Raw genomic sequence first — 19294 nt, forward strand, 5'->3', positions numbered from 1 at the left:
AAGCATTGTCGCACCCTGCCGTATACTGATAATTCGTGTGTGCCAACGGCAGGCCTTATGTAACAGGCAAGTCGGTTGGGATATCCCGCGAATCGCATGGATCGCGCGCAGTAATGCGGCGGCGAGAGAGGAGCGGGTCATCGGGCCGGTGAACAGTGGCTATCTTTCCGATTCGGGTTCGCCCGTGTGAATGGGAGAGTGTGGTTGCAGTGCGGCGGCCTCACAGGTAAGAAGAACCACTGAATCGGAGAATTCAAGTTGCCTACTATTGAACAGCTCGTCCGTAAGGGACGCTCGCCGAAGCCGAAGAAGTCCAAGACTTTGGCGCTGAAGGGCAGCCCGCTGCGTCGCGGCGTGTGCACCCGTGTCTACACCACCACCCCGAAGAAGCCGAACTCCGCTCTGCGTAAGGTCGCCCGTGTGCGTCTTTCCTCTGGCATCGAAGTCACTGCTTACATCCCGGGTGAGGGCCACAACCTGCAGGAGCACTCCATCGTGCTCGTGCGCGGCGGCCGTGTGAAGGATCTGCCGGGTGTGCGTTACCACATCGTGCGTGGTGCCCTCGATACCCAGGGCGTTAAGGACCGCAAGCAGGGTCGTTCCCTGTACGGAGCAAAGAAGGCGAAGTAAGAGATATGTCACGTAAAGGACCTTCCAAGAAGCATCAGCTGCTGCCGGATCCGATTTACGGCTCCACCGTTGTGGCACAGCTCATCAACAAGATCCTCCTCGACGGCAAGAAGTCGATCGCTGAGGACATCGTGTACTCCGCGCTCGATATGGTCAAGGAAAAGACCGAGCAGGAGCCCGTGGCCGTGCTGAAGCGCGCCCTCGACAACATCCGTCCGTCCCTCGAGGTCCGCTCCCGCCGTGTCGGTGGTGCCACCTACCAGGTGCCGGTCGAGGTGAAGCCCGCCCGTGCGAACACTCTGTCCCTGCGCTGGCTGACCGACTTCTCCCGCGCCCGTCGCGAGAAGACCATGGCCGAGCGTCTCGCCAACGAGATTCTCGACGCCTCCAACGGTCTGGGCGCTTCCGTGAAGCGTCGCGAGGACACCCACAAGATGGCCGAGGCCAACAAGGCCTTCGCCCACTACCGCTGGTAATCACTCGGACCTTTAGAAAGTTAAGGATTAAAAATGGCTGAAGAGGTGCTTTCGGACCTTCATCACGTCCGCAACATCGGCATCATGGCTCACATCGATGCCGGTAAGACCACCACTACCGAGCGTATTCTGTTCTACACCGGCAAGAACTACAAGATCGGCGAGACCCACGACGGTGCTTCCACCATGGACTTCATGGAGCAGGAGCAGGAGCGTGGTATCACCATCCAGTCCGCCGCTACCACCTGCTTCTGGCACCGCCAGTCCCACGACACCAAGGACAAGTTCCAGATCAACATCATCGACACCCCGGGCCACGTGGACTTCACCGCCGAGGTGGAGCGCTCCCTGCGCGTGCTCGATGGTGCCGTTGCCGTGTTCGACGGCAAGGAAGGTGTGGAGCCGCAGTCCGAAACCGTGTGGCGTCAGGCCGATAAGTACGGCGTTCCGCGTATCTGCTTCATCAACAAGATGGATAAGCTGGGCGCGAACTTCTACTACTCCGTCGACACCATCAAGGACAAGCTGGGCGCGACCCCGCTTGTGATGCAGCTGCCGATCGGCGCCGAGAACGACTTCACCGGCGTCGTCGACCTGGTCGAGATGCAGGCTTACATCTGGAACGGCACTGAGGAGCTCGGCGCCAAGTACGACACCACCGAGATCCCGGACGATCTGAAGGACAAGGCCGAGGAATACCACAACGCCCTCGTCGAGGCCGTTGCCGAAACCGATGACGCCCTGATGGAGAAGTTCTTCGGTGGCGAGGAAATCACTAAGGAAGAAATCCGCGCCGCTGTTCGCAAGCTGACCATCAACAAGGAAGCCTTCCCGGTCTTCTGCGGTTCCGCGTTCAAGGATAAGGGCGTTCAGCCGATGCTCGACGGTGTGGTTGACTACCTGCCGAGCCCGGAGGACGTGCCGGCCATCCAGGGTTACGACCCGCAGGATGAATCCATCGAAATCGACCGCAAGCCGCTGAAGTCCGATCCGTTCTCGGCTCTGGTCTTCAAGATCTCCACCCACCCGTTCTACGGCAAGCTCGTGTTCGTGCGTGTCTACTCCGGTGCCGTCAAGCAGGGCGATTCCGTGCTCGACTCCACCCGTGGCAAGAAGGAACGCGTCGGCAAGATCTTCCAGATGCACGCCGACAAGGAGAACCCGGTGGATGAGGCTTCGGCCGGTAACATCTACACCTTCGTGGGTCTGAAGAACGTCACCACCGGCGACACCCTGTGCGCCCTCGACGCTCCGATCTCCCTGAACTCCATGACCTTCCCGGATCCGGTGATCCAGGTCGCCGTGGAGCCGAAGACCAAGGCCGATCAGGAGAAGATGGGCATCGCTCTGGCGAAGCTCTCCGAAGAGGATCCGACCTTCCAGGTCACCACCGACGAAGAATCCGGCCAGACCCTGATCGCAGGCATGGGCGAGCTCCAGCTCGACATCATCGTCGACCGTATGCGTCGTGAGTTCAAGGTGGAATGCAACCAGGGCAAGCCGCAGGTTGCCTACCGCGAGACCATCCGCAAGGCCGTCATGGACCAGGGCTACACCCACAAGAAGCAGACCGGTGGTTCCGGCCAGTTCGCAAAGGTCCTGATGAACTTCGAGCCGCTCGAGACCACCGAAGGCAAGACCTTCGAGTTCGAGAACGCCGTCACCGGTGGCCACATCTCCCAGGAATTCATCCCGTCCATCGAGGCTGGCGTCAAGGAAGCCATGGAATCCGGTATTCTCGCCGGCTTCCCGGTTGTGGGCGTCAAGGCCACCGTCACCGACGGCCAGATGCACCCGGTCGATTCCTCCGAAATGGCCTTCAAGCTCGCTGGCTCCATGTGCTTCAAGGAAGCCGCTCCGAAGGCCAAGCCGGTCATCCTCGAGCCGATCATGGCCGTCGAAGTCCGTACTCCGGAAGAGTACATGGGCGAAGTCATTGGCGATCTGAACCAGCGTCGTGGCAGCATCTCCCAGATGTCCGATGCCACCGGCGTCAAGGTCATCGACGCCAAGGTCCCGCTGTCCGAGATGTTCGGCTACATCGGCGACCTGCGTTCCAAGACCCAGGGCCGCGCTATGTTCACCATGCAGATGGACTCCTACGCTGAGGTGCCGAAGAGCGTCTCCGAAGAGATTATCAAGGCTCAGCGCGGCGAGTGACACACGTTGCCACGCGTGAGGTGGCGTCAGTCTCCAGTCAGCGGTAGTATCGTGTATCGCTGACTGGGTTCTGGCTCATCAATGTGGCACAACCCAGAAACCCAGTAAACCTACGAAACGTCCAGGAGGACAAAGTAATGGCAAAGGAAAAGTACGAGCGTACTAAGCCGCACGTTAACATCGGTACCATTGGCCACGTCGATCACGGTAAGACTACCCTGACCGCCGCCATTTCTAAGGTTCTGCACGAAGAGTTCCCGGATCTCAACCCGGAGTACGACTTCAGCCAGATCGACGCCGCTCCGGAAGAGCAGCAGCGTGGTATCACCATCAACATCGCCCACATCGAATACCAGACCGCTGAGCGTCACTACGCTCACGTGGACTGCCCGGGCCACGCCGACTTCGTGAAGAACATGATCACCGGCGCTGCCCAGATGGATGGCGCTATCCTCGTGGTCGCCGCTACCGACGGCCCGATGGCCCAGACCCGCGAGCATGTTCTGCTCGCTCGCCAGGTTGGCGTTCCGCGTATCCTCGTCGCCCTGAACAAGTGCGATATGGTCGAGGACGACGAGCTCATCGAGCTCGTTGAAGAAGAGGTCCGTGACCTCCTCGACGAGAACGGCTTCGACCGCGATTGCCCGGTCATCCACACCTCCGCTTACGGCGCGCTGCACGATGACGCTCCGGATCACGAGAAGTGGGTTGAGTCCGTCAAGGAACTCATGAAGGCCGTCGACGAGTACATCCCGACCCCGGTCCACGATCTCGACAAGCCGTTCCTGATGCCGATCGAAGATGTGTTCACCATCTCCGGCCGTGGCACTGTGGTTACCGGTCGTGTTGAGCGTGGTAAGCTGCCGATCAACACCAACGTTGAGATCGTCGGCATCCGCCCGACCCAGTCCACCACCGTCACCTCCATCGAGACCTTCCACAAGCAGATGGATGAGTGCGAGGCTGGCGATAACACCGGTCTGCTGCTCCGCGGCATCAACCGTACCGACGTCGAGCGTGGCCAGGTTGTGGCCGCTCCGGGCTCCGTCACCCCGCACACCAAGTTCGAGGGCGAAGTCTACGTGCTGACCAAGGACGAAGGCGGCCGTCACTCGCCGTTCTTCTCCAACTACCGTCCGCAGTTCTACTTCCGCACCACCGACGTCACCGGCGTCATCGAGCTGCCGGAAGGCGTCGAGATGGTTCAGCCTGGCGATCACGCCACCTTCACCGTTGAGCTGATCCAGCCCATCGCTATGGAGGAAGGCCTGACCTTCGCTGTGCGTGAAGGCGGCCACACCGTCGGCTCCGGCCGTGTCACCAAGATCCTCGCCTGATAATTGCTTCAGCGATGATCGACACGCTGTGAACTAGCGTTCCGAAGAACCCCCTTGGAATATTCCGAGGGGGTTCTTCCGTTTTCCGGAGGCGTGAGCCTATTGTTCGGCCGTGCCCGACCGGAGGGCGGTTTGAGTGCACAATGGGTGCGTAATGGGCGCATAATGGAAGAGGAAGAAGGAATCTGCATGATGGATAGGGACGAGGCGGTGTGGATCGAGGATACGATGCGCCGGCTGTCGTATTCGAGGTTCCGGTCCAAATTCGTGCTTTCGGACAAGGACCGTGCGTATGCGCGGGCCAAGGGCAAGGCGACCATCGACCGGCACGCCTGCGAATTGCTTCGGTCGAGGGTGGGGGATGCCCACCCGTTGAAGGACGGCAAGCAGACACCATGGCGTGGGCATCCGGTGTTCACCGCGCAGCATGCCACCGCGACCTGCTGCCGTGGGTGCATCGAGAAATGGCATCATATCCCGCAAGGCCGGGAACTGACCGATGAGGAGATCCGCCGGCTCGCCGATCTGGTCATGGCGTGGATCGAACGAGACTTGACATGGCATCCCGCGGCGTAGACGTTCCGCTCAACATATGCCATGCCTTGTCATAGGATGCCCAAGGCACTTGGATGGGCGATCCACCTGAAGTATCCGAACCATCCGGAATATGCGGAACGGGCACGATGACGTTTCTGAACAATGGTACGGAGAGACGGAACATACGATCTGCGGGCAGCTTGCTTCCGCGGCGTTCCAACGGGCGAACCGATGGATGCGGCGGGGGAGGGGCTTCTGTCTCACGATTTGGGTTTTGGCGGAATTATGACGTTTTCCGTCACGAAGAGAACTTACACTGGGAAGCTATGAGCGAAAACATTATGCGAATCATTGATCTCAGGGGCAAGAACCTCTCCCGTGCCGAGCTGCTGGCCGCCATGCCGCGTGCCGAGATGGGCACTTCCGAAGCCACCGATCTGGTGCGTCCGATTCTCGAGGACGTGAAGGCGCGCGGAGCCGCTGCGCTGCGTGATTTCGGCGAGAAGTTCGACGGCGTGCGTCCGACCAATCTGCGTGTTCCCGTCGAGGCGATGAAGAACGCGCTCGAAACCCTTGATCCTGAAGTGCGTGCGGCCATCGAGGAATCCGTGCATCGCGCCCGCGCCGTGGCGAAGAGCCAGGTGCCGCATGACTTCCACACCGATCTGGCCGATGGCGCCCGCGTCGCCGAGCGTTGGATTCCGATTCAGCGTGTCGGCCTGTACGTGCCTGGCGGTAAGGCCGTGTACCCGTCCTCCGTGATCATGAACACCGTTCCCGCCCAGGCCGCCGGCGTCGAATCGCTCGCCATCGCGACCCCGCCGAGCAAGGGGGATCCGGACGGTCTGCCGAACAAGACCATCCTCGCCACCTGCGCGATCCTTGGCGTCGAAGAGGTGTACGCCGTGGGCGGCGCCCAGGCCATCGCCATGTTCGCCTACGGTGCCAAGGGCAGCGAACCGCAGGACGGCGAGATCCTGTGCGATCCGGTCGACAAGATCACCGGCCCGGGCAACATCTTCGTGGCCACCGCCAAGTCCCTCGTCTCCGGCTTCGTCGGCATCGACGCCGTCGCCGGACCGACCGAAATCGGCATCATCGCCGACAAGACCGCCAACCCGAGCCTGCTGGCCGCCGATCTCATCGGTCAGGCCGAGCACGACGAGCTCGCCGGTTCCGTGCTGTTCACCGACTCCACCGACATCGCCGAGAAGGTTCAGGAGAACCTGAACTACCGCGTGCCCCGCACCGAGCATGCGGAACGCGTGCACACCAGCCTGTCCGGCACCCAGTCCGCCATTGTGCTGACCGACGACCTTGACCAGTCCATCGACGCGGCCAACGCCTACGCCGCCGAGCATCTGGAAATCCAGACCGCCGACGCCGACGCCGTGGTGCCGCGCATCAAGAACGCGGGCGCCATCTTCCGCGGCCCGTACTCCCCGGTCCCGCTGGGCGATTACATGTCCGGCTCGAACCATGTGCTGCCCACCGGCGGCACCGCACGTTTCGCCGCAGGCCTTGGCGTGCACACCTTCATGAAGCCCGTCGAGGTCATCGAATACGACGAACAGGGTCTGAAGGCCATCGCCGCACGCATCAACGCTTTCGCCGTCTCCGAGGATCTGCCCGCACACGGCGAATGCGTGCTCAGCCGTTTCATCGACGATCCGTACGATAAGGCGACCATCGTCGAGCAGGAGAAGAAGGCCGGTCTGCGATGAGCTCCATTCCCGCGAATCTGCCGCTGCGCAATGATCTGATCGGCGAGGAGCCGTACGGCGCCCCGCAACTTGACGTGCCGGTGTGCCTCAATGTGAACGAGAACCCGTATGCGCCCGATCAGGCCGTATGTGAGGCCATCGCCAAGCGCGTGCTGGACATCGCGCCCACGCTGAACCGTTACCCGGATCGTGAGCATGTCGAACTGCGTCAGGCGTTCAGCGACTATCTGGATCGTGAATCCGGCGTGCGTCTGAGCGTCAACGAACTGTGGGGTGCGAACGGTTCCAACGAGATCATGCTGCAGCTGTTCCAGGCGTTCGGTGGCCCGGGCCGCGTGGCGCTCGGCGCCGATCCGACGTACTCCATGTACCCGGAGTACGCCCGCGACACGTTCACCGGTTGGAAGCTGGCGCATCGCAACGCCGACTTCACGCTGGACGTCGACGCGCTGATCGAGCAGATCAAGACGGTCAAGCCGTCCATGGTGCTGCTCACCAGCCCGAACAACCCCACGGGCACCCCGCTGCCGCTGGCCGATGTGGAACGTGTGCTTGACGTGTGCGAATCCGCCGAAGTGGCGGGCGCCGCCGAAGGTGTGCATCCCATCGTCGTCATCGACGAAGCCTACGTGGAGTTCCGTAACCCCGGCACCCCCAGCGCGGTCACCCTGATCGCCGATCACGCGAATCTGGCGGTGTCGCGCACCATGAGCAAGGCCTTCGCCTTCGCCGGTGCACGCGTCGGATATCTCGCGGCCTCCAAGGGCATCATCGACTGCATGCGCATCGTTCGCATGCCCTACCATCTGAGCGCCGTCACCCAGGCTGCCGCACTGGCGGCCTTCGAACACACCGACGAGCAGCTGAGCCGTGTGGAGCATCTGCGTCTGACCCGCGAGGCCACCGCGCAGTGGCTGAAAACCCAAACCTACAAGGGCAGGCCGCTCGATGTGGCCGAATCCGAGTCGAACTTCCTGCTGTTCGGCGGTTCCTTCGACAAGCGCGACGAGATCTTCGACGAGCTGCTCAAGAGGGGCGTGCTGATCCGCGTGGTTGGCCCCGACGGCTGGCTTCGCGTGTGCATGGGCACCGACGAGGAGATGGAACGGTTCCGTACGGCACTCACCGAAGTGCTGCGTATAGTGGAAGCGGAGTAGATGACCAGTGCGGGGCGTGGGGGGAGACTTCCTGCGCCCCGCGCCGGCGGATATGTGCACCTTACAATCGTGCGCATATCCAGGCGAACAGAATCGAGGCATGCGCGTGTGGCACATGGACGCATGCGAACAGACAGAGACACAATGCCGTAAGGAGCGCAACATGGCAAGAACCGCGCGCATCGTTCGCGAAACCAGCGAATCACATATCGAACTTGAACTCAATCTCGACGGCACCGGTAAGACCGACATCGATACTTCCGTGCCGTTCTACAACCATATGATGACCGCCTTGGGCAAGCATTCGCTCATCGACCTGACCATCCATGCCCACGGCGACACCGATATCGACGTGCATCACACCGTGGAGGACACGGCGATCGTGTTCGGCGAGGCGTTAAGGCAGGCGCTGGGCGACAAGCGTGGCATCCGTCGTTTCGCCGACGCCACCGTGCCGCTGGACGAGGCGCTCGCCAAGGCTGTGGTCGATATCTCCGGGCGCCCGTACTGCGTGTGCTCCGGCGAGCCGGAAGGTTTCGAGTACTGCATGATCGGCGGGCATTTCACCGGTTCGCTGGTACGTCATGTGATGGAATCCATTGCGATGCATGCGGGCATCTGCCTGCATATGCAGGTGCTGTCCGGCCGTGATCCGCATCATATCGCCGAAGCGGAGTTCAAGGCGTTGGCGCGTGCGCTGCGTTTCGCCATCGAGCCCGATCCTCGCGTGGACGGTGTTCCCAGCACCAAGGGCGCACTGTGATGGCCGATAATCCGAACGATAACGGGAAGGACTTCGACCCGGACGACTCCTTGTTCTCCGACGAGGAACTCGATGCGGCCATGTCCGATTTCGAATGGGAATTCGCGCAATCCGCGGATGAGCTGACCGGATCGGGTGAATCCGACGGCAGGGCCTCCGGAACCTCCGATGTTTCCGGTTCCGGGGATTCCTCCGGTTCCGCCGCCGCCAGCAACGGCGTGAACGGGGCCGATGATGGCATCGAAGGCTTTGATGACATCGATTCCATCACCATTCCCGACGATGCTTCCGAAATCGACCCGTCCGTGGGATTCGAGGATGAACTGGCCGGACTGCTCGGCAACAAGGCAAAGCGTGCCGCGCTAATCACCGGTATCGCCTCGGCGGAACTGCTGGCCGCATTCTGCCAGCTGTCCGACATTTCGGCCGACTGCATAGGGTCGAATCAGGGTGCCGTCGCCGTGCTGCGCAACCTCGATGGGGACTCCCCGGAAGCCGCAGCCAAGGACATCACCACCGTGGTCGCAGGCATGTCGGTGGTGCTGGGCGTGAACCGCGCCGACAAACTCGAAATCACCATGTACGCCGGCGGCAAGGCCGGTCCGACGATGGCTCCACCCATTCTGTTCAATTCCACGCCGCGTTTCGTGGAGGATCTGATGCTGGGCATCACCACCGTGGGCCAGCTCAAGGAACAAGGATTCGAGGTCATCGATTCGGGAAGCTTCGACCATGCTTCGGCCATGCAGGTGATCGCCAAGCACACGCGTCCGGGCCGGGGCGGATCCGTTCCCGGTGCGAGCATCGAATAGCGAGACAGCAAGAGACAGGGAAAGACAATGACCACGGCAGTTGTATTCGATTACGGTTTCGGCAATGTACGTTCCATGGTCCGTGCCATGGCGCGTCTGGGCGTCGACACCACGCTGACCTCCGACTACCGTCAGGCCCTTGAGGCGGACGGTCTGGTCGTGCCCGGCGTCGGCGCGTTCGCCGCATGCATGGAAGGCCTGAAGACGGTTGACGGCGACAGGGTGATTCTGGACCGTCTGCGCGCCGGGCGACCGGTGCTCGGTGTGTGCGTCGGCGAGCAGGTGATGTTCGAGCTTGGCCGCGAACACGGCGCTGACGCTCCCGGCATCGGCCTGATCGGCGGCAGCGTCGATCCGCTGGACGCCGACGTGGTGCCGCATATGGGTTGGGATACCGTCGAAGCCCCCGAGGGGTCGCAGCTGCTCAAGGGCATCGAGGATGAGCGTTTCTATTTCGTGCACTCCTGCGCCGCCCATGAGGCCCGCGAACTCGACCTGAGCAAGTCTGGCATCGACATCAGCGCCCATCAGCAGGTGACCTGGTGCGAGTACGGTCGCAGCCGTTTCGTCGCCGCGTATGAGCGCGGCCCCCTGTTCGCCACCCAGTTCCACCCCGAGAAGTCCGGCGACGCCGGCGCCCAGCTGTTGGAGAACTGGATCGCGACGTTCTGAACCGGACGGCATCGAAACACGTAAAGCCACGAATCGCAATATAAGGAGAGAACCATGCCACTTACCCTTCTGCCCGCAGTGGATGTGCGCGACGGCAAGGCCGTGCGTCTGCGTCAGGGTGAATCCGGATCCGAAACCGATTACGGTTCGCCGTTGGAAGCGGCCCGCACATGGGTTGAATCCGGTGCGCAGTGGATCCATCTGGTCGACCTCGACGCCGCGTTCGGCACCGGTGACAACCGTGCCCAGCTGCGCGCCATCGTCCAGGAACTGGGCGACAAGGTGAACATCGAGATGTCCGGCGGCGTGCGTGACGACGCTTCGCTTGAATCCGCGCTGGAGGCTGGCGCCGCCCGCGTGAACATCGGCACCGCGGCCTTGGAGAACCCGGATTGGACCGCATCCGTGATCGAGAAGTACGGCGACCGCGTGGCTGTCGGCCTTGACGTGCGTGGCCATACGCTCGCCGCACGCGGTTGGGTGAAGGAAGGCGGCGACTTGTTCGAAACCATGGCGTTCCTCGACTCCGTCGGCTGCTCCCGTTACGTGGTCACCGACGTCGCCCGCGACGGCATGATGAGCGGGCCGAACATCGACCTGCTGCGTGAGGTCGTCGAACGCACCAACGCCAAGGTCACCGCATCCGGTGGTATTTCGAAGCTCGACGACCTGCGCAATATCAAGCGGCTAGCCGAACTCGGCGTCGACTCCGCCATCCTCGGCAAGTCGCTGTACGCCCGTGCGTTCACCCTTGAGGAGGCGTTGGAGGTCTCCCGCTGAGCGCGGCGCATATCATATCGGATATCGGACAAGGCGCGTTCCCGAACCATGACTCATGGCTTGGGAACGCGCCTTTCCATATGCTGATTCGAGGGATGTCTCTGATATTCTCCGGTGTTTTCCGGCATGGTGGGTCGCCGTCTGCGTTTTCCCGATACGGTGCCGTCACAATCCGAACCGGGTACGGATGCACGACTTGTGTTAACGATGTTCGTAACACGCGCATGGAACGATGGGATGTTATGGATAAGCAGCAGGAGTTTGCTCTGCGCACGGTCGAAGAACGCGACGTGCGCTTCATTCGTCTATGGTTCACCGACGTGTTGGGTACATTGAAATCGGTGGCCATCGCCCCCGCGGAACTTGAAGCGGCCTTCGAGGAGGGACTTGGATTCGACGGATCGGCCATCGAAGGCATGACTCGTGTCTCCGAGGACGACATGATCGTCAAGCCCGACCCCTCAACGTTCCAGATTCTGCCGTGGCGAGGAGGCCCCCAAGGCACCGCACGCATGTTCTGCGATGTGCTGACCCCCGACGGTGAGCCGAGTCTCGGCGACCCGCGCCATGTGCTCAAGCGGGCGCTCGCGAAGGCGAAGGAGAAGGGTTTCACCTTCTACGTGCACCCGGAGATCGAATTCTACCTGTTCGAAAGCCAGGACGACTGGTCCCAGACCCCCAAGCCCATCGACGAAGGCGGCTACTTCGACCATGTGCCGCGCAGCCCCGGCATGGACTTCCGCCGTGCCACCGTGAACATGCTCGAACAGATGGGCATTTCGGTGGAATACTCCCATCACGAGGGAGGTCCAGGCCAGAATGAGATCGATCTGCGCTATGCGGACGCGCTCACCACGGCCGACAACATCATGACGTTCCGCACCGTCGTCAAGGAGATTTCGCTGGAGCGCGGCATCCACGCCAGCTTCATGCCCAAGCCTCTCGCCGACGCGCCCGGCTCCGGCATGCACACGCATCTGAGCCTGTTCGAAGGTGATTCCAACGCCTTCTACGAGGCCGGTCAGGAATTCAACATGTCGCTCACCGCACGCCAGTTCGCCGCGGGCATTCTCGCCCATGCGGCCGAGATCTGCGCGGTGACCGACCAGTACGTGAACTCGTACAAGCGCCTGTGGGGCGGCAACGAGGCTCCGAGCTACATCTGCTGGGGTCATAACAATCGTTCCGCGTTGTTGCGCATCCCGCAGTACAAGCCAGGCAAGGGCAATTCCGCCCGCATGGAGTTCCGTGCGCTCGACCCGGTCGCCAACCCGTACCTCGCGTATTCGGGGCTGCTGGCAGCCGGCCTTGACGGCATCGACAAGCAGATGACCTTGGGTGAGCCCACCAGTGATGATGTGTGGGAGTTCACCGACGCCGAACGTCAGGCCATGGGCATCGAACCGCTGCCCACATCGCTTGGCGAGGCGTTGGAGATCATGGAGAAGTCCGACTTCGTGGCCGACGTGCTGGGTGAGCATGCATTCGAGTACTTCCTGGCCAACAAGCGTCAGGAATGGCACGAATACAACCGTCAGGTCACGCCGTTCGAGCTGAAGAAATATCTGCCGAAGCTCTGAAACCCCAAGGTCCGTGCCGTTCGGTCCGGCGGAAGGCCGGTATCCGTTCGGAACGGTTCTCTTGGAAACACCGTTACGGGAAACCTCGTTCAGGGGTTTCCCGTTTTGTGATTATTCGGTTCCGAATCGACCAAGTGCCTTGCGAATCGACCGACCTGTGCGAAGGTGGAGTGGATGTCAGATACACGTAGGAAGAAAAGCGGCGATGCGCCGGTCCACAAGCCGGCATCCAACCGCAATCCCGTGTCCAACGCCCGTAAACGCAGGAAGAAAGTCACGTTGTCGCAACGTTGGCGACGTGCCAGCTTCGCCACACGGTTCAAGATCATCTCCATCGGCACGATCACCACGATCTGCGTGATCGCGCTGGTGACGGGACTGGTGTACTTCCTGCGTTGGTACAACGATCTGCAGGCGGCCGAGGCGCGGCAGCTGGAACTGTCGCAACAGTACAATTTCGATCCGGGCAACATCATCTCCGACGGTCAGTTCTTCAATGGCAATGCCATGAGCGAGGCCGAAATCCAATCGTTCCTCGATTCCAAGGGCGGTGCCATAGCCACGATGCGATTTGATACGACAACCCAGAAAGCCGACGAGCTGTGCGGCGAATACAAGGGAGCGAAGCAGGAGCGCGCCGCCGCGATCATTGAGAAATCCGGTCGGGCATGCAAGGTGAGCCAGAAGGTGTTGCTCACCGTGCTGCAGAAGGAGCAGCATCTTGTCACGGCGACGGAGCCGAACGACTTCCAGCTCAAATCGGCCATGGGATTGAGCTGCCCTGACGATGACAGCTGCGATCCGCAGTATGCCGGATTCTTCAGGCAGATGTTCGGCGCGGCGAAACGATACCAGTACTACGTGAGGCATGAAGGCGACTATGCGTACCAGTCGGGCAAACTGACGCCGATCCTGTACAATCCGGACAAGAATTGCGGTTCCGCGGACGTCTATATCCGCAACAAGGCGACCGCGCTGCTGTACATCTACACGCCGTACCAGCCCAATAAGGCGGCGCTCGAAGCCGGGGACGGGGAGGGCGATGCCTGTTCCACCTACGGCAATCGCAACTTCTCGAACATCTACAATTACTGGTTCGGCAATCCGCGCAACTGATCGTCTGCCGACTGACTGTTGGCCATCCGTGACGGGCCGAATACCAGAAAGGGCCGTTCCCGCTTGCAAGTGCAGCGGGAACGGCCCTTCCTTGAAGGCGGATGCGGTGCGTCAGCTGATCACGCGCATACGAATGGTGCCTTCGATGGAACGAAGTGCCTCCAGCGTTTCACGGCTCGGACGCTGGGCCACGTCGGTGACCACATAGCCGAGTTCGCCCTCGGTGCTGAGCGCCTGCGCGGCGATGTTGATGTTCTCCTCGCCAAGCACATGGTTCACGCGGGCCAGCACGCCGGGCAGATTCGAATGCAGGTGCGCGATGCGGGCCACGCCGCGGTTGTCGCCCAGATTGATCTGCGGCATGTTCACCGAAAGGGACGTGGAGCCCTTCTCCCAGTAATCCTCAAGACGCTGCGAGACGAAATGGCCGATGGACTCCTGTGCCTCCAGCGTGGAACCGCCGATATGCGGGGTCAGGATCATGTTGTCCTCGTTGGCCAGCGCGGTTTCGAACGGGTCGCCGCTCTTCTTCGGTTCGATCGGGAACACGTCCACCGCGGCGCCGGCGATATGGCCGGAATCCAGATGCTGCTTCAACGCGCCCAGATCGGCCACGAAACCACGCGACAGGTTCAGGAAGATGGAATCCTGCTTCATATGGGCGAACTGATCCTCGCCGAAGAAGCCGGTGTTGGACTTGCGGCCGTCCACATGGAGAGTCACGATGTCGGACTGTTCGAGCAGTTCATTCAGGGTCTCGCAACGATGCGCGTTGCCCAAGGCGAGCTTCTCCTCCAGATCATAGAACACCACGCGCATGCCGAGCGCCTCGGCCAGTACGGACAGCTGCGAGCCGATGTTGCCATAGCCGATGATGCCCAAGGTCTTACCGCGGACCTCGTGGGAGCCGGTGGCGGACTTATCCCACATGCCGTGCTTCATATGATGCGTGTGCGCGGGGATGCGACGCAGCAGGCAGATGATGTCGCCGATGACGAGCTCCACCACGGAACGGGTGTTGGAATACGGGGCATTGAACACGGCGATGCCATGTGCGCCCGCATACTCGAGATCGACCTGATTGGTGCCGATGCAGAAGCATCCGACGGCGCTGAGGTTCGGACGCGCGTCGATCACTTTGCGGGTGACGGTCGTCTTGGATCTCACGCCGAGCAGGTCGACGCCGTCGAGCGCTTCGATGAGCTCGTCCTCGCTCAAGGCGCCCTTCATGGTGGTGACGGTGAAACCGTGATCACGCAGCGACTTGGCCGCGTCGGGATGGATGTTTTCCAGTAACAGTGCTTGAGGCATGATACCCACCTTAGAGTTCGAGTTCGTGTTCGTCCAGCAATGTCCGAACAATGGCCAGACGCTGGGTCGGTCGCGTCATCGCCACATACAGGTCGGCGGCGGAGACCAGACGGCTCGGAGCCTCCTGATCGATCAGCGCCGGTTCGACCACTACGACCGCATCATATTCGAGCCCCTTCACCGTTTCGGTGTCGCTCACCATGATCTGGCGGTCCCAGGAATCCTGCGAGCGCAGACGGTGTGCTTCCTCGGCGCCGAATTCGCGTTCCACCTCGGCATACACACTGGACTCCAACTGGTCGAGCAGCTGGTTCGGGCCGATTACGGCGACACGGCCGGTGCCGTCCTGCGCGACGAATTCGCGGGCCAGTTTCACGGTTTCGCGGGCGACGGCGCCGAACAGCGCATCGCGATCCTCCACGGTGACGCGTTCGACCGAATCCGGAATGCCGCGCACGGCGTGCACGGTGGAGATGTACAGGCCTTGCTTGGCAGCGAAATTGGAGGCGAGACGGGAGACTTCCTGCGGGTTGCGGTAGTCGATGGTCAGTTCGTTCACGTCCCAGTGGCCGTGGCCGAACAGGCGGTCCATGGTCTTCGCCCAGGATCGGGTGCCGCCCAGGGCCGAGGTTTGCGCCACGTCGCCCACGATGGTGAACGAGCGCGACGGGCAACGGCGCATGAGCATGCGCCAGTCCATGGCGGTGAGTTCCTGCGCCTCATCCACCACGATATGGCCGTACGTCCATTCGCGGTCGTTGGCCGCACGCTGGGCTGTGTCTTCGGGGGAGGAGCCGTTGATGTTGTCCAGCAGCATCTGGGAGGTGACGATGCCGTTGCCGATGCCGTTCTGCGCGAGCGTATCCTTGGCGAACTGGATTTCCTCGTCATGCTTCGCCTTCAGGCGTTCGCGCTTCGCGGCCAGCTTCGGGTCCTCGCCCAGCAGTTCCATGGCCTCGTCCAACAGCGCGATGTCGGAACGGGTGAGCGGGGAGCCTTTCGGGCGGGTCAGCGCCTTCACCTGCTCGTCGCTCAGCCACGGGGCGTAGCGGCGCAGCTTGTGCGGCTTGGAGAACATGTCGTCGAGCAGCCATTGGCCGGTCATCGGCAGCCAGGCCAGATTCAACGTCACGCGTACCTTATCGTTCATGCGCAGCAGCGACACGGTGCGGTAGAGCTCGTCCTGATCGGGCGTGTAATCCAGCTGCTCCTCGTAGCGCATGCGCATGGCCGACAGCATGGACTTGACGAACGTCTCACGGGCCTTGTTATGCGGCTGATGCGTGCGACGTGCGTCGCCCAGCGCCTGTTCGATGTCGGCGGGCAGCATGGGCACGTCAATGCCGTTGATATGCACGACCGGCAGGTTCGAGGGGATGCGCTCGCGGTCGGCGACGGCATTGCGGATCGCGTTGGCCATACGGCGCTCGCCCTTGAGATAGGCAACCTGCGGCGTATCGACGGCGGTTGCCATCACGCCGGGGATGAGGTCGGCGATGGTGCGGCTCACCACACCGGTTTCACCAAGCGACGGCAGCACCTGGTCGATGTAGTGCAGGAACGCGGGGCTCGGGCCGACGACGAGCACGCCCGATCTGGACAGCGTGCGGCGATGCGTGTACAGCAGGTAGGCGGCGCGGTGCAGCGCGACGGCGGTCTTGCCTGTGCCGGGGCCGCCCTGCACCACCACGGCGCGGCCGATGTCGGAACGGATGATCTTGTCCTGTTCGCCCTGGATAGTGGCGACGATATCGGTCATCTTGCCAGTACGACGGGAGCTCAGGGACGCGAGCAGCGCACCTTCGCCGGTGAGCGTGCCGGAGGTCGAAGCCTCGTCCACGGATTTCGAATGGACATCCAGGACCTCATCCTCCAACGCCACCACGTCGCGGAAATGCAGGGTGATGTGGCGTCGCATCACGATGTCGCCGTGATGCGACGGCGTGGCCTCATAGAACGGGCGTGCGGCTTCGGCACGCCAGTCGATGAGCATGGGGTTGTGACGTTCGTCGGTCAGGCCGATACGCCCGATGTACAGGCGGTCGCCCTTCGAATCGTCGAGACGTCCGAAGACCAGCCGATCCTCCACGCCGCGCAGCTGTATGAGACGATCCTCATACATGGTGGCGAAGGAGTCGCGTTCGGTGCGCTGCGTGGGCGAGCCATGCGAGCCGGCGGCCCTGACCGCGTCAAGACGGTGCTTCGTCTCCTCGCGCAGTGCGTCCAGTCGGTTGTAGGCGCGGCTGACCGCGCGCTGTTCTTCCTCAAGTTGCGAGGCATAGGTCGACATCAGTTAGTATCCGTCCCCTCACGATGCGTGAAAACTCAGACGTTCCAATGTACTCCGTCCCAAGGTCATTTCGGCCGCCGGCGCAGAGCCGCGATGTCGGTTCAATGCGCCGGGACACGGCCATGATGCGGCAGCGGCGCATGACCATATGCAACCCCTATGCGCCGTTTACGCACCATATATAGGTGGCGCAGTGGTGCATGCGGCCCGCAGGCACCATCCGATGCGAAGGAATCATGGCCAAGTGTGTCTTTTATGCACTGAAATGCCCTCAAGTGGCGACGCCGTGGGGAGAAATGGGGATAGGTGGGGTAAAGTGGGGCACAGTGTGTGAGTGAAGTATACCCAAAATCGTCTGGAAGGAGGTGGGGCAGTGGCCGAAGAACCAGCGAACGAAGCCGCGCCCGCCACCATGATGGACGATATGGCCGGCGGCATGATGGGATTGCCGCCACTGTTGTTGGGAACCTACACTCCGAAAATCGACGCCAAAGGGCGTATGGCTTTGCCTGCGAAAATGCGCTCGCAGCTTGGAAACGGGTTGGTCATGGCCAGAGGGCAGGAGCGCTGCATCTACCTGCTGCCGGTCATGGAATTCCGCCGCATCGCCATGCAGATCCAACGGACCTCGATGAGCGACAAGGCCGCACGTGAATACCTGCGCGTCTTCCTGTCCGGGGCGAGTGATCAGACCCCGGATAAGCAGGGGCGTGTGCTCGTACCGCAGATGCTGCGGGATTACGCCGACCTTGGGGACGACATCGTGGTGATTGGCGTGGGAACCCGCGCCGAGATCTGGAACCGAACGACTTGGGAAGAATACTTGGCCGACAAAGAACAGAACTACGCCGATATCGCCGATGATGTGCTGCCGGAGGTGGGATTCTGATGACGACGGATGACCGTTCCATTTCCACGATCCACCAGCCGGTATTGCTGGAGGATTGCGTGCGCCTCGTCACCGGCGGACTGTCCCGTCGGCATGCCCCGACCATCGTCGACTGCACGCTCGGCCTCGCCGGTCACGCTACCGCGTTCCTGAAAGCGGCCCCGGAAGCCCGGCTGATCGGCATCGACCGTGATGCCGAGGCGCTGGGACTGGCGACCGAACGCATGCGCGATGAGGGACTCGCCGACAGGTTCACCCCGGTGCACGCGCCCTTCGATGAATTCGCGCACGCCCTGGAGGACAACGATATCCGCCATGTCGATGCGGTGTTCATGGACCTTGGACTGTCCAGCCTGCAGATCGACGAAACCGAACGCGGCTTCTCGTACTCCCACGACGCGCCTCTGGACATGCGCATGGATGTCAGCCAATCGCTGACCGCCGAACGGGTGCTCGCGGAATACAGTGAACGCGAGCTGGCCCGCATCTTCAAGGTGTACGGCGAGGAACGCTTCGCGCGTCCCATCGCGCGTCACATCGTGGCATGGCGTACCCAGGAGGGGCCGCTCACCACTTCCGCCGAACTCAACGAGCTGGTGGACGAGGTGATCCCGAAAGCGCACCGGCCGGCCGGCAATCCCGCCAAGCGCGTATTCCAGGCGCTGCGCATCGAGGTGAACGGTGAACTCGACAAGCTCGCCCGTACACTCCCGCAGATCGCGCTGAAGCTCAACAAAGGTGGTCGCATCGTGGTCGAGTCCTACCATTCGCTGGAGGACAAGACCGTCAAATCCTTCATGGCCCAGGGACTCACGGCCCGCGTGCCCGCGAACATGCCGATCGTGCCGCCCGAGGCGATGCCGTTCTTCAAGGAACTGACGAGAGGCGCGATCAAAGCCGACGAGCAGGAGATCGCGCAGAACCCGCGTTCCGCCTCAGTGCGCCTGCGCGCGGTGGAACTCACCAGGCCACTACCGGATGATATCCGCCACCAATTCGCAGACAAGGCCGAGGCATCGACGACACGCGACCGACATTCCACCGGGGAGGGCATCTGAGT

At 61.9% G+C, this 19294-nt stretch carries 17 protein-coding genes; 15 read left to right on the plus strand and 2 right to left on the minus strand.

From position 1 onward, the window contains the following. Positions 1–258: 258 nt before the first annotated feature. The 13 genes from rpsL (at position 259) to BUB29_RS02885 (ending at position 13744) form a co-directional block, all read left to right on the plus strand. Entirely contained in the window at positions 259–630 is a 372-nt protein-coding gene (gene rpsL / locus BUB29_RS02825; RefSeq protein ID WP_003825774.1) for a 30S ribosomal protein S12, read from the plus strand. A 5-nt stretch (positions 631–635) separates the two neighbouring features. After that, positions 636–1106, plus strand: a complete 471-nt coding sequence (gene rpsG, locus BUB29_RS02830) for a 30S ribosomal protein S7 (RefSeq protein WP_003825775.1) — start codon at positions 636–638, stop codon at positions 1104–1106. Between the two features lie 33 nt (positions 1107–1139). Continuing rightward, a complete protein-coding gene (fusA, locus tag BUB29_RS02835; protein ID WP_033521949.1) occupies positions 1140–3266 on the plus strand; it encodes an elongation factor G in 2127 nt (708 codons plus the stop codon). A gap of 137 nt (positions 3267–3403) precedes the next feature. Further along, the gene (gene tuf / locus BUB29_RS02840; RefSeq protein WP_033521947.1) at positions 3404–4603 is read left to right on the plus strand and encodes an elongation factor Tu; all 1200 of its coding nucleotides are present in this window, start codon (positions 3404–3406) and stop codon (positions 4601–4603) included. 189 nt (positions 4604–4792) lie between these two features. After that, positions 4793–5179 (plus strand): DUF4186 domain-containing protein, encoded by a 387-nt coding sequence (locus tag BUB29_RS02845; protein WP_033521945.1) that lies wholly within the window; start codon positions 4793–4795, stop codon positions 5177–5179. Positions 5180–5466: 287 nt separating this feature from the next. After that, a complete protein-coding gene (gene hisD / locus BUB29_RS02850) occupies positions 5467–6864 on the plus strand; it encodes a histidinol dehydrogenase (RefSeq protein WP_033521943.1) in 1398 nt (465 codons plus the stop codon). Continuing rightward, on the plus strand, positions 6861–8021 hold the full coding sequence (locus BUB29_RS02855; protein WP_033521941.1) for a histidinol-phosphate transaminase: 1161 nt from the start codon (positions 6861–6863) through the stop codon (positions 8019–8021). The genes hisD and BUB29_RS02855 overlap by 4 nt, the downstream gene beginning before the upstream one ends. A gap of 163 nt (positions 8022–8184) precedes the next feature. Further along, positions 8185–8784, plus strand: coding sequence for an imidazoleglycerol-phosphate dehydratase HisB (hisB, locus tag BUB29_RS02860; protein ID WP_033521939.1), 600 nt, complete (start codon positions 8185–8187; stop codon positions 8782–8784). Further along, positions 8784–9596 carry a hypothetical protein gene (locus tag BUB29_RS02865; RefSeq protein WP_033521937.1) on the plus strand — a complete coding sequence of 271 codons (813 nt, stop codon included), beginning with the start codon at positions 8784–8786 and terminating at the stop codon, positions 9594–9596. Before hisB ends, BUB29_RS02865 begins: the two co-directional genes overlap by 1 nt. A gap of 27 nt (positions 9597–9623) precedes the next feature. Continuing rightward, positions 9624–10268, plus strand: coding sequence for an imidazole glycerol phosphate synthase subunit HisH (gene hisH / locus BUB29_RS02870; RefSeq protein WP_033521935.1), 645 nt, complete (start codon positions 9624–9626; stop codon positions 10266–10268). A gap of 54 nt (positions 10269–10322) precedes the next feature. Next, complete coding sequence (gene priA, locus BUB29_RS02875; protein ID WP_033521933.1) at positions 10323–11048, plus strand: bifunctional 1-(5-phosphoribosyl)-5-((5-phosphoribosylamino)methylideneamino)imidazole-4-carboxamide isomerase/phosphoribosylanthranilate isomerase PriA; 726 nt, start codon at positions 10323–10325, stop codon at positions 11046–11048. Positions 11049–11290: 242 nt separating this feature from the next. Continuing rightward, entirely contained in the window at positions 11291–12628 is a 1338-nt protein-coding gene (glnA, locus tag BUB29_RS02880) for a type I glutamate--ammonia ligase (protein ID WP_033521931.1), read from the plus strand. A gap of 174 nt (positions 12629–12802) precedes the next feature. Continuing rightward, positions 12803–13744 carry a hemagglutinin gene (locus tag BUB29_RS02885; protein ID WP_143155132.1) on the plus strand — a complete coding sequence of 314 codons (942 nt, stop codon included), beginning with the start codon at positions 12803–12805 and terminating at the stop codon, positions 13742–13744. Between the two features lie 111 nt (positions 13745–13855). On the opposite strand, the gene serA is transcribed toward BUB29_RS02885, so the two are convergent. Continuing rightward, positions 13856–15055 carry a phosphoglycerate dehydrogenase gene (gene serA / locus BUB29_RS02890; protein ID WP_033521929.1) on the minus strand — a complete coding sequence of 400 codons (1200 nt, stop codon included), beginning with the start codon at positions 15053–15055 and terminating at the stop codon, positions 13856–13858. A 10-nt stretch (positions 15056–15065) separates the two neighbouring features. Next, positions 15066–17345, minus strand: coding sequence for a HelD family protein (locus BUB29_RS02895; protein ID WP_033521927.1), 2280 nt, complete (start codon positions 17343–17345; stop codon positions 15066–15068). A gap of 412 nt (positions 17346–17757) precedes the next feature. On the opposite strand from BUB29_RS02895, the gene mraZ reads away from it, so the two are divergent. Both mraZ and rsmH read left to right on the plus strand, forming a co-directional pair. After that, positions 17758–18234 carry a division/cell wall cluster transcriptional repressor MraZ gene (gene mraZ, locus BUB29_RS02900; RefSeq protein ID WP_033522127.1) on the plus strand — a complete coding sequence of 159 codons (477 nt, stop codon included), beginning with the start codon at positions 17758–17760 and terminating at the stop codon, positions 18232–18234. Next, positions 18234–19292, plus strand: a complete 1059-nt coding sequence (gene rsmH / locus BUB29_RS02905) for a 16S rRNA (cytosine(1402)-N(4))-methyltransferase RsmH (protein ID WP_033521925.1) — start codon at positions 18234–18236, stop codon at positions 19290–19292. The genes mraZ and rsmH overlap by 1 nt, the downstream gene beginning before the upstream one ends. Positions 19293–19294: the final 2 nt, after the last annotated feature.

This window comes from Bifidobacterium merycicum DSM 6492 (assembly GCF_900129045.1).
Taxonomy (GTDB): Bacteria; Actinomycetota; Actinomycetes; order Actinomycetales; family Bifidobacteriaceae; genus Bifidobacterium; species Bifidobacterium merycicum.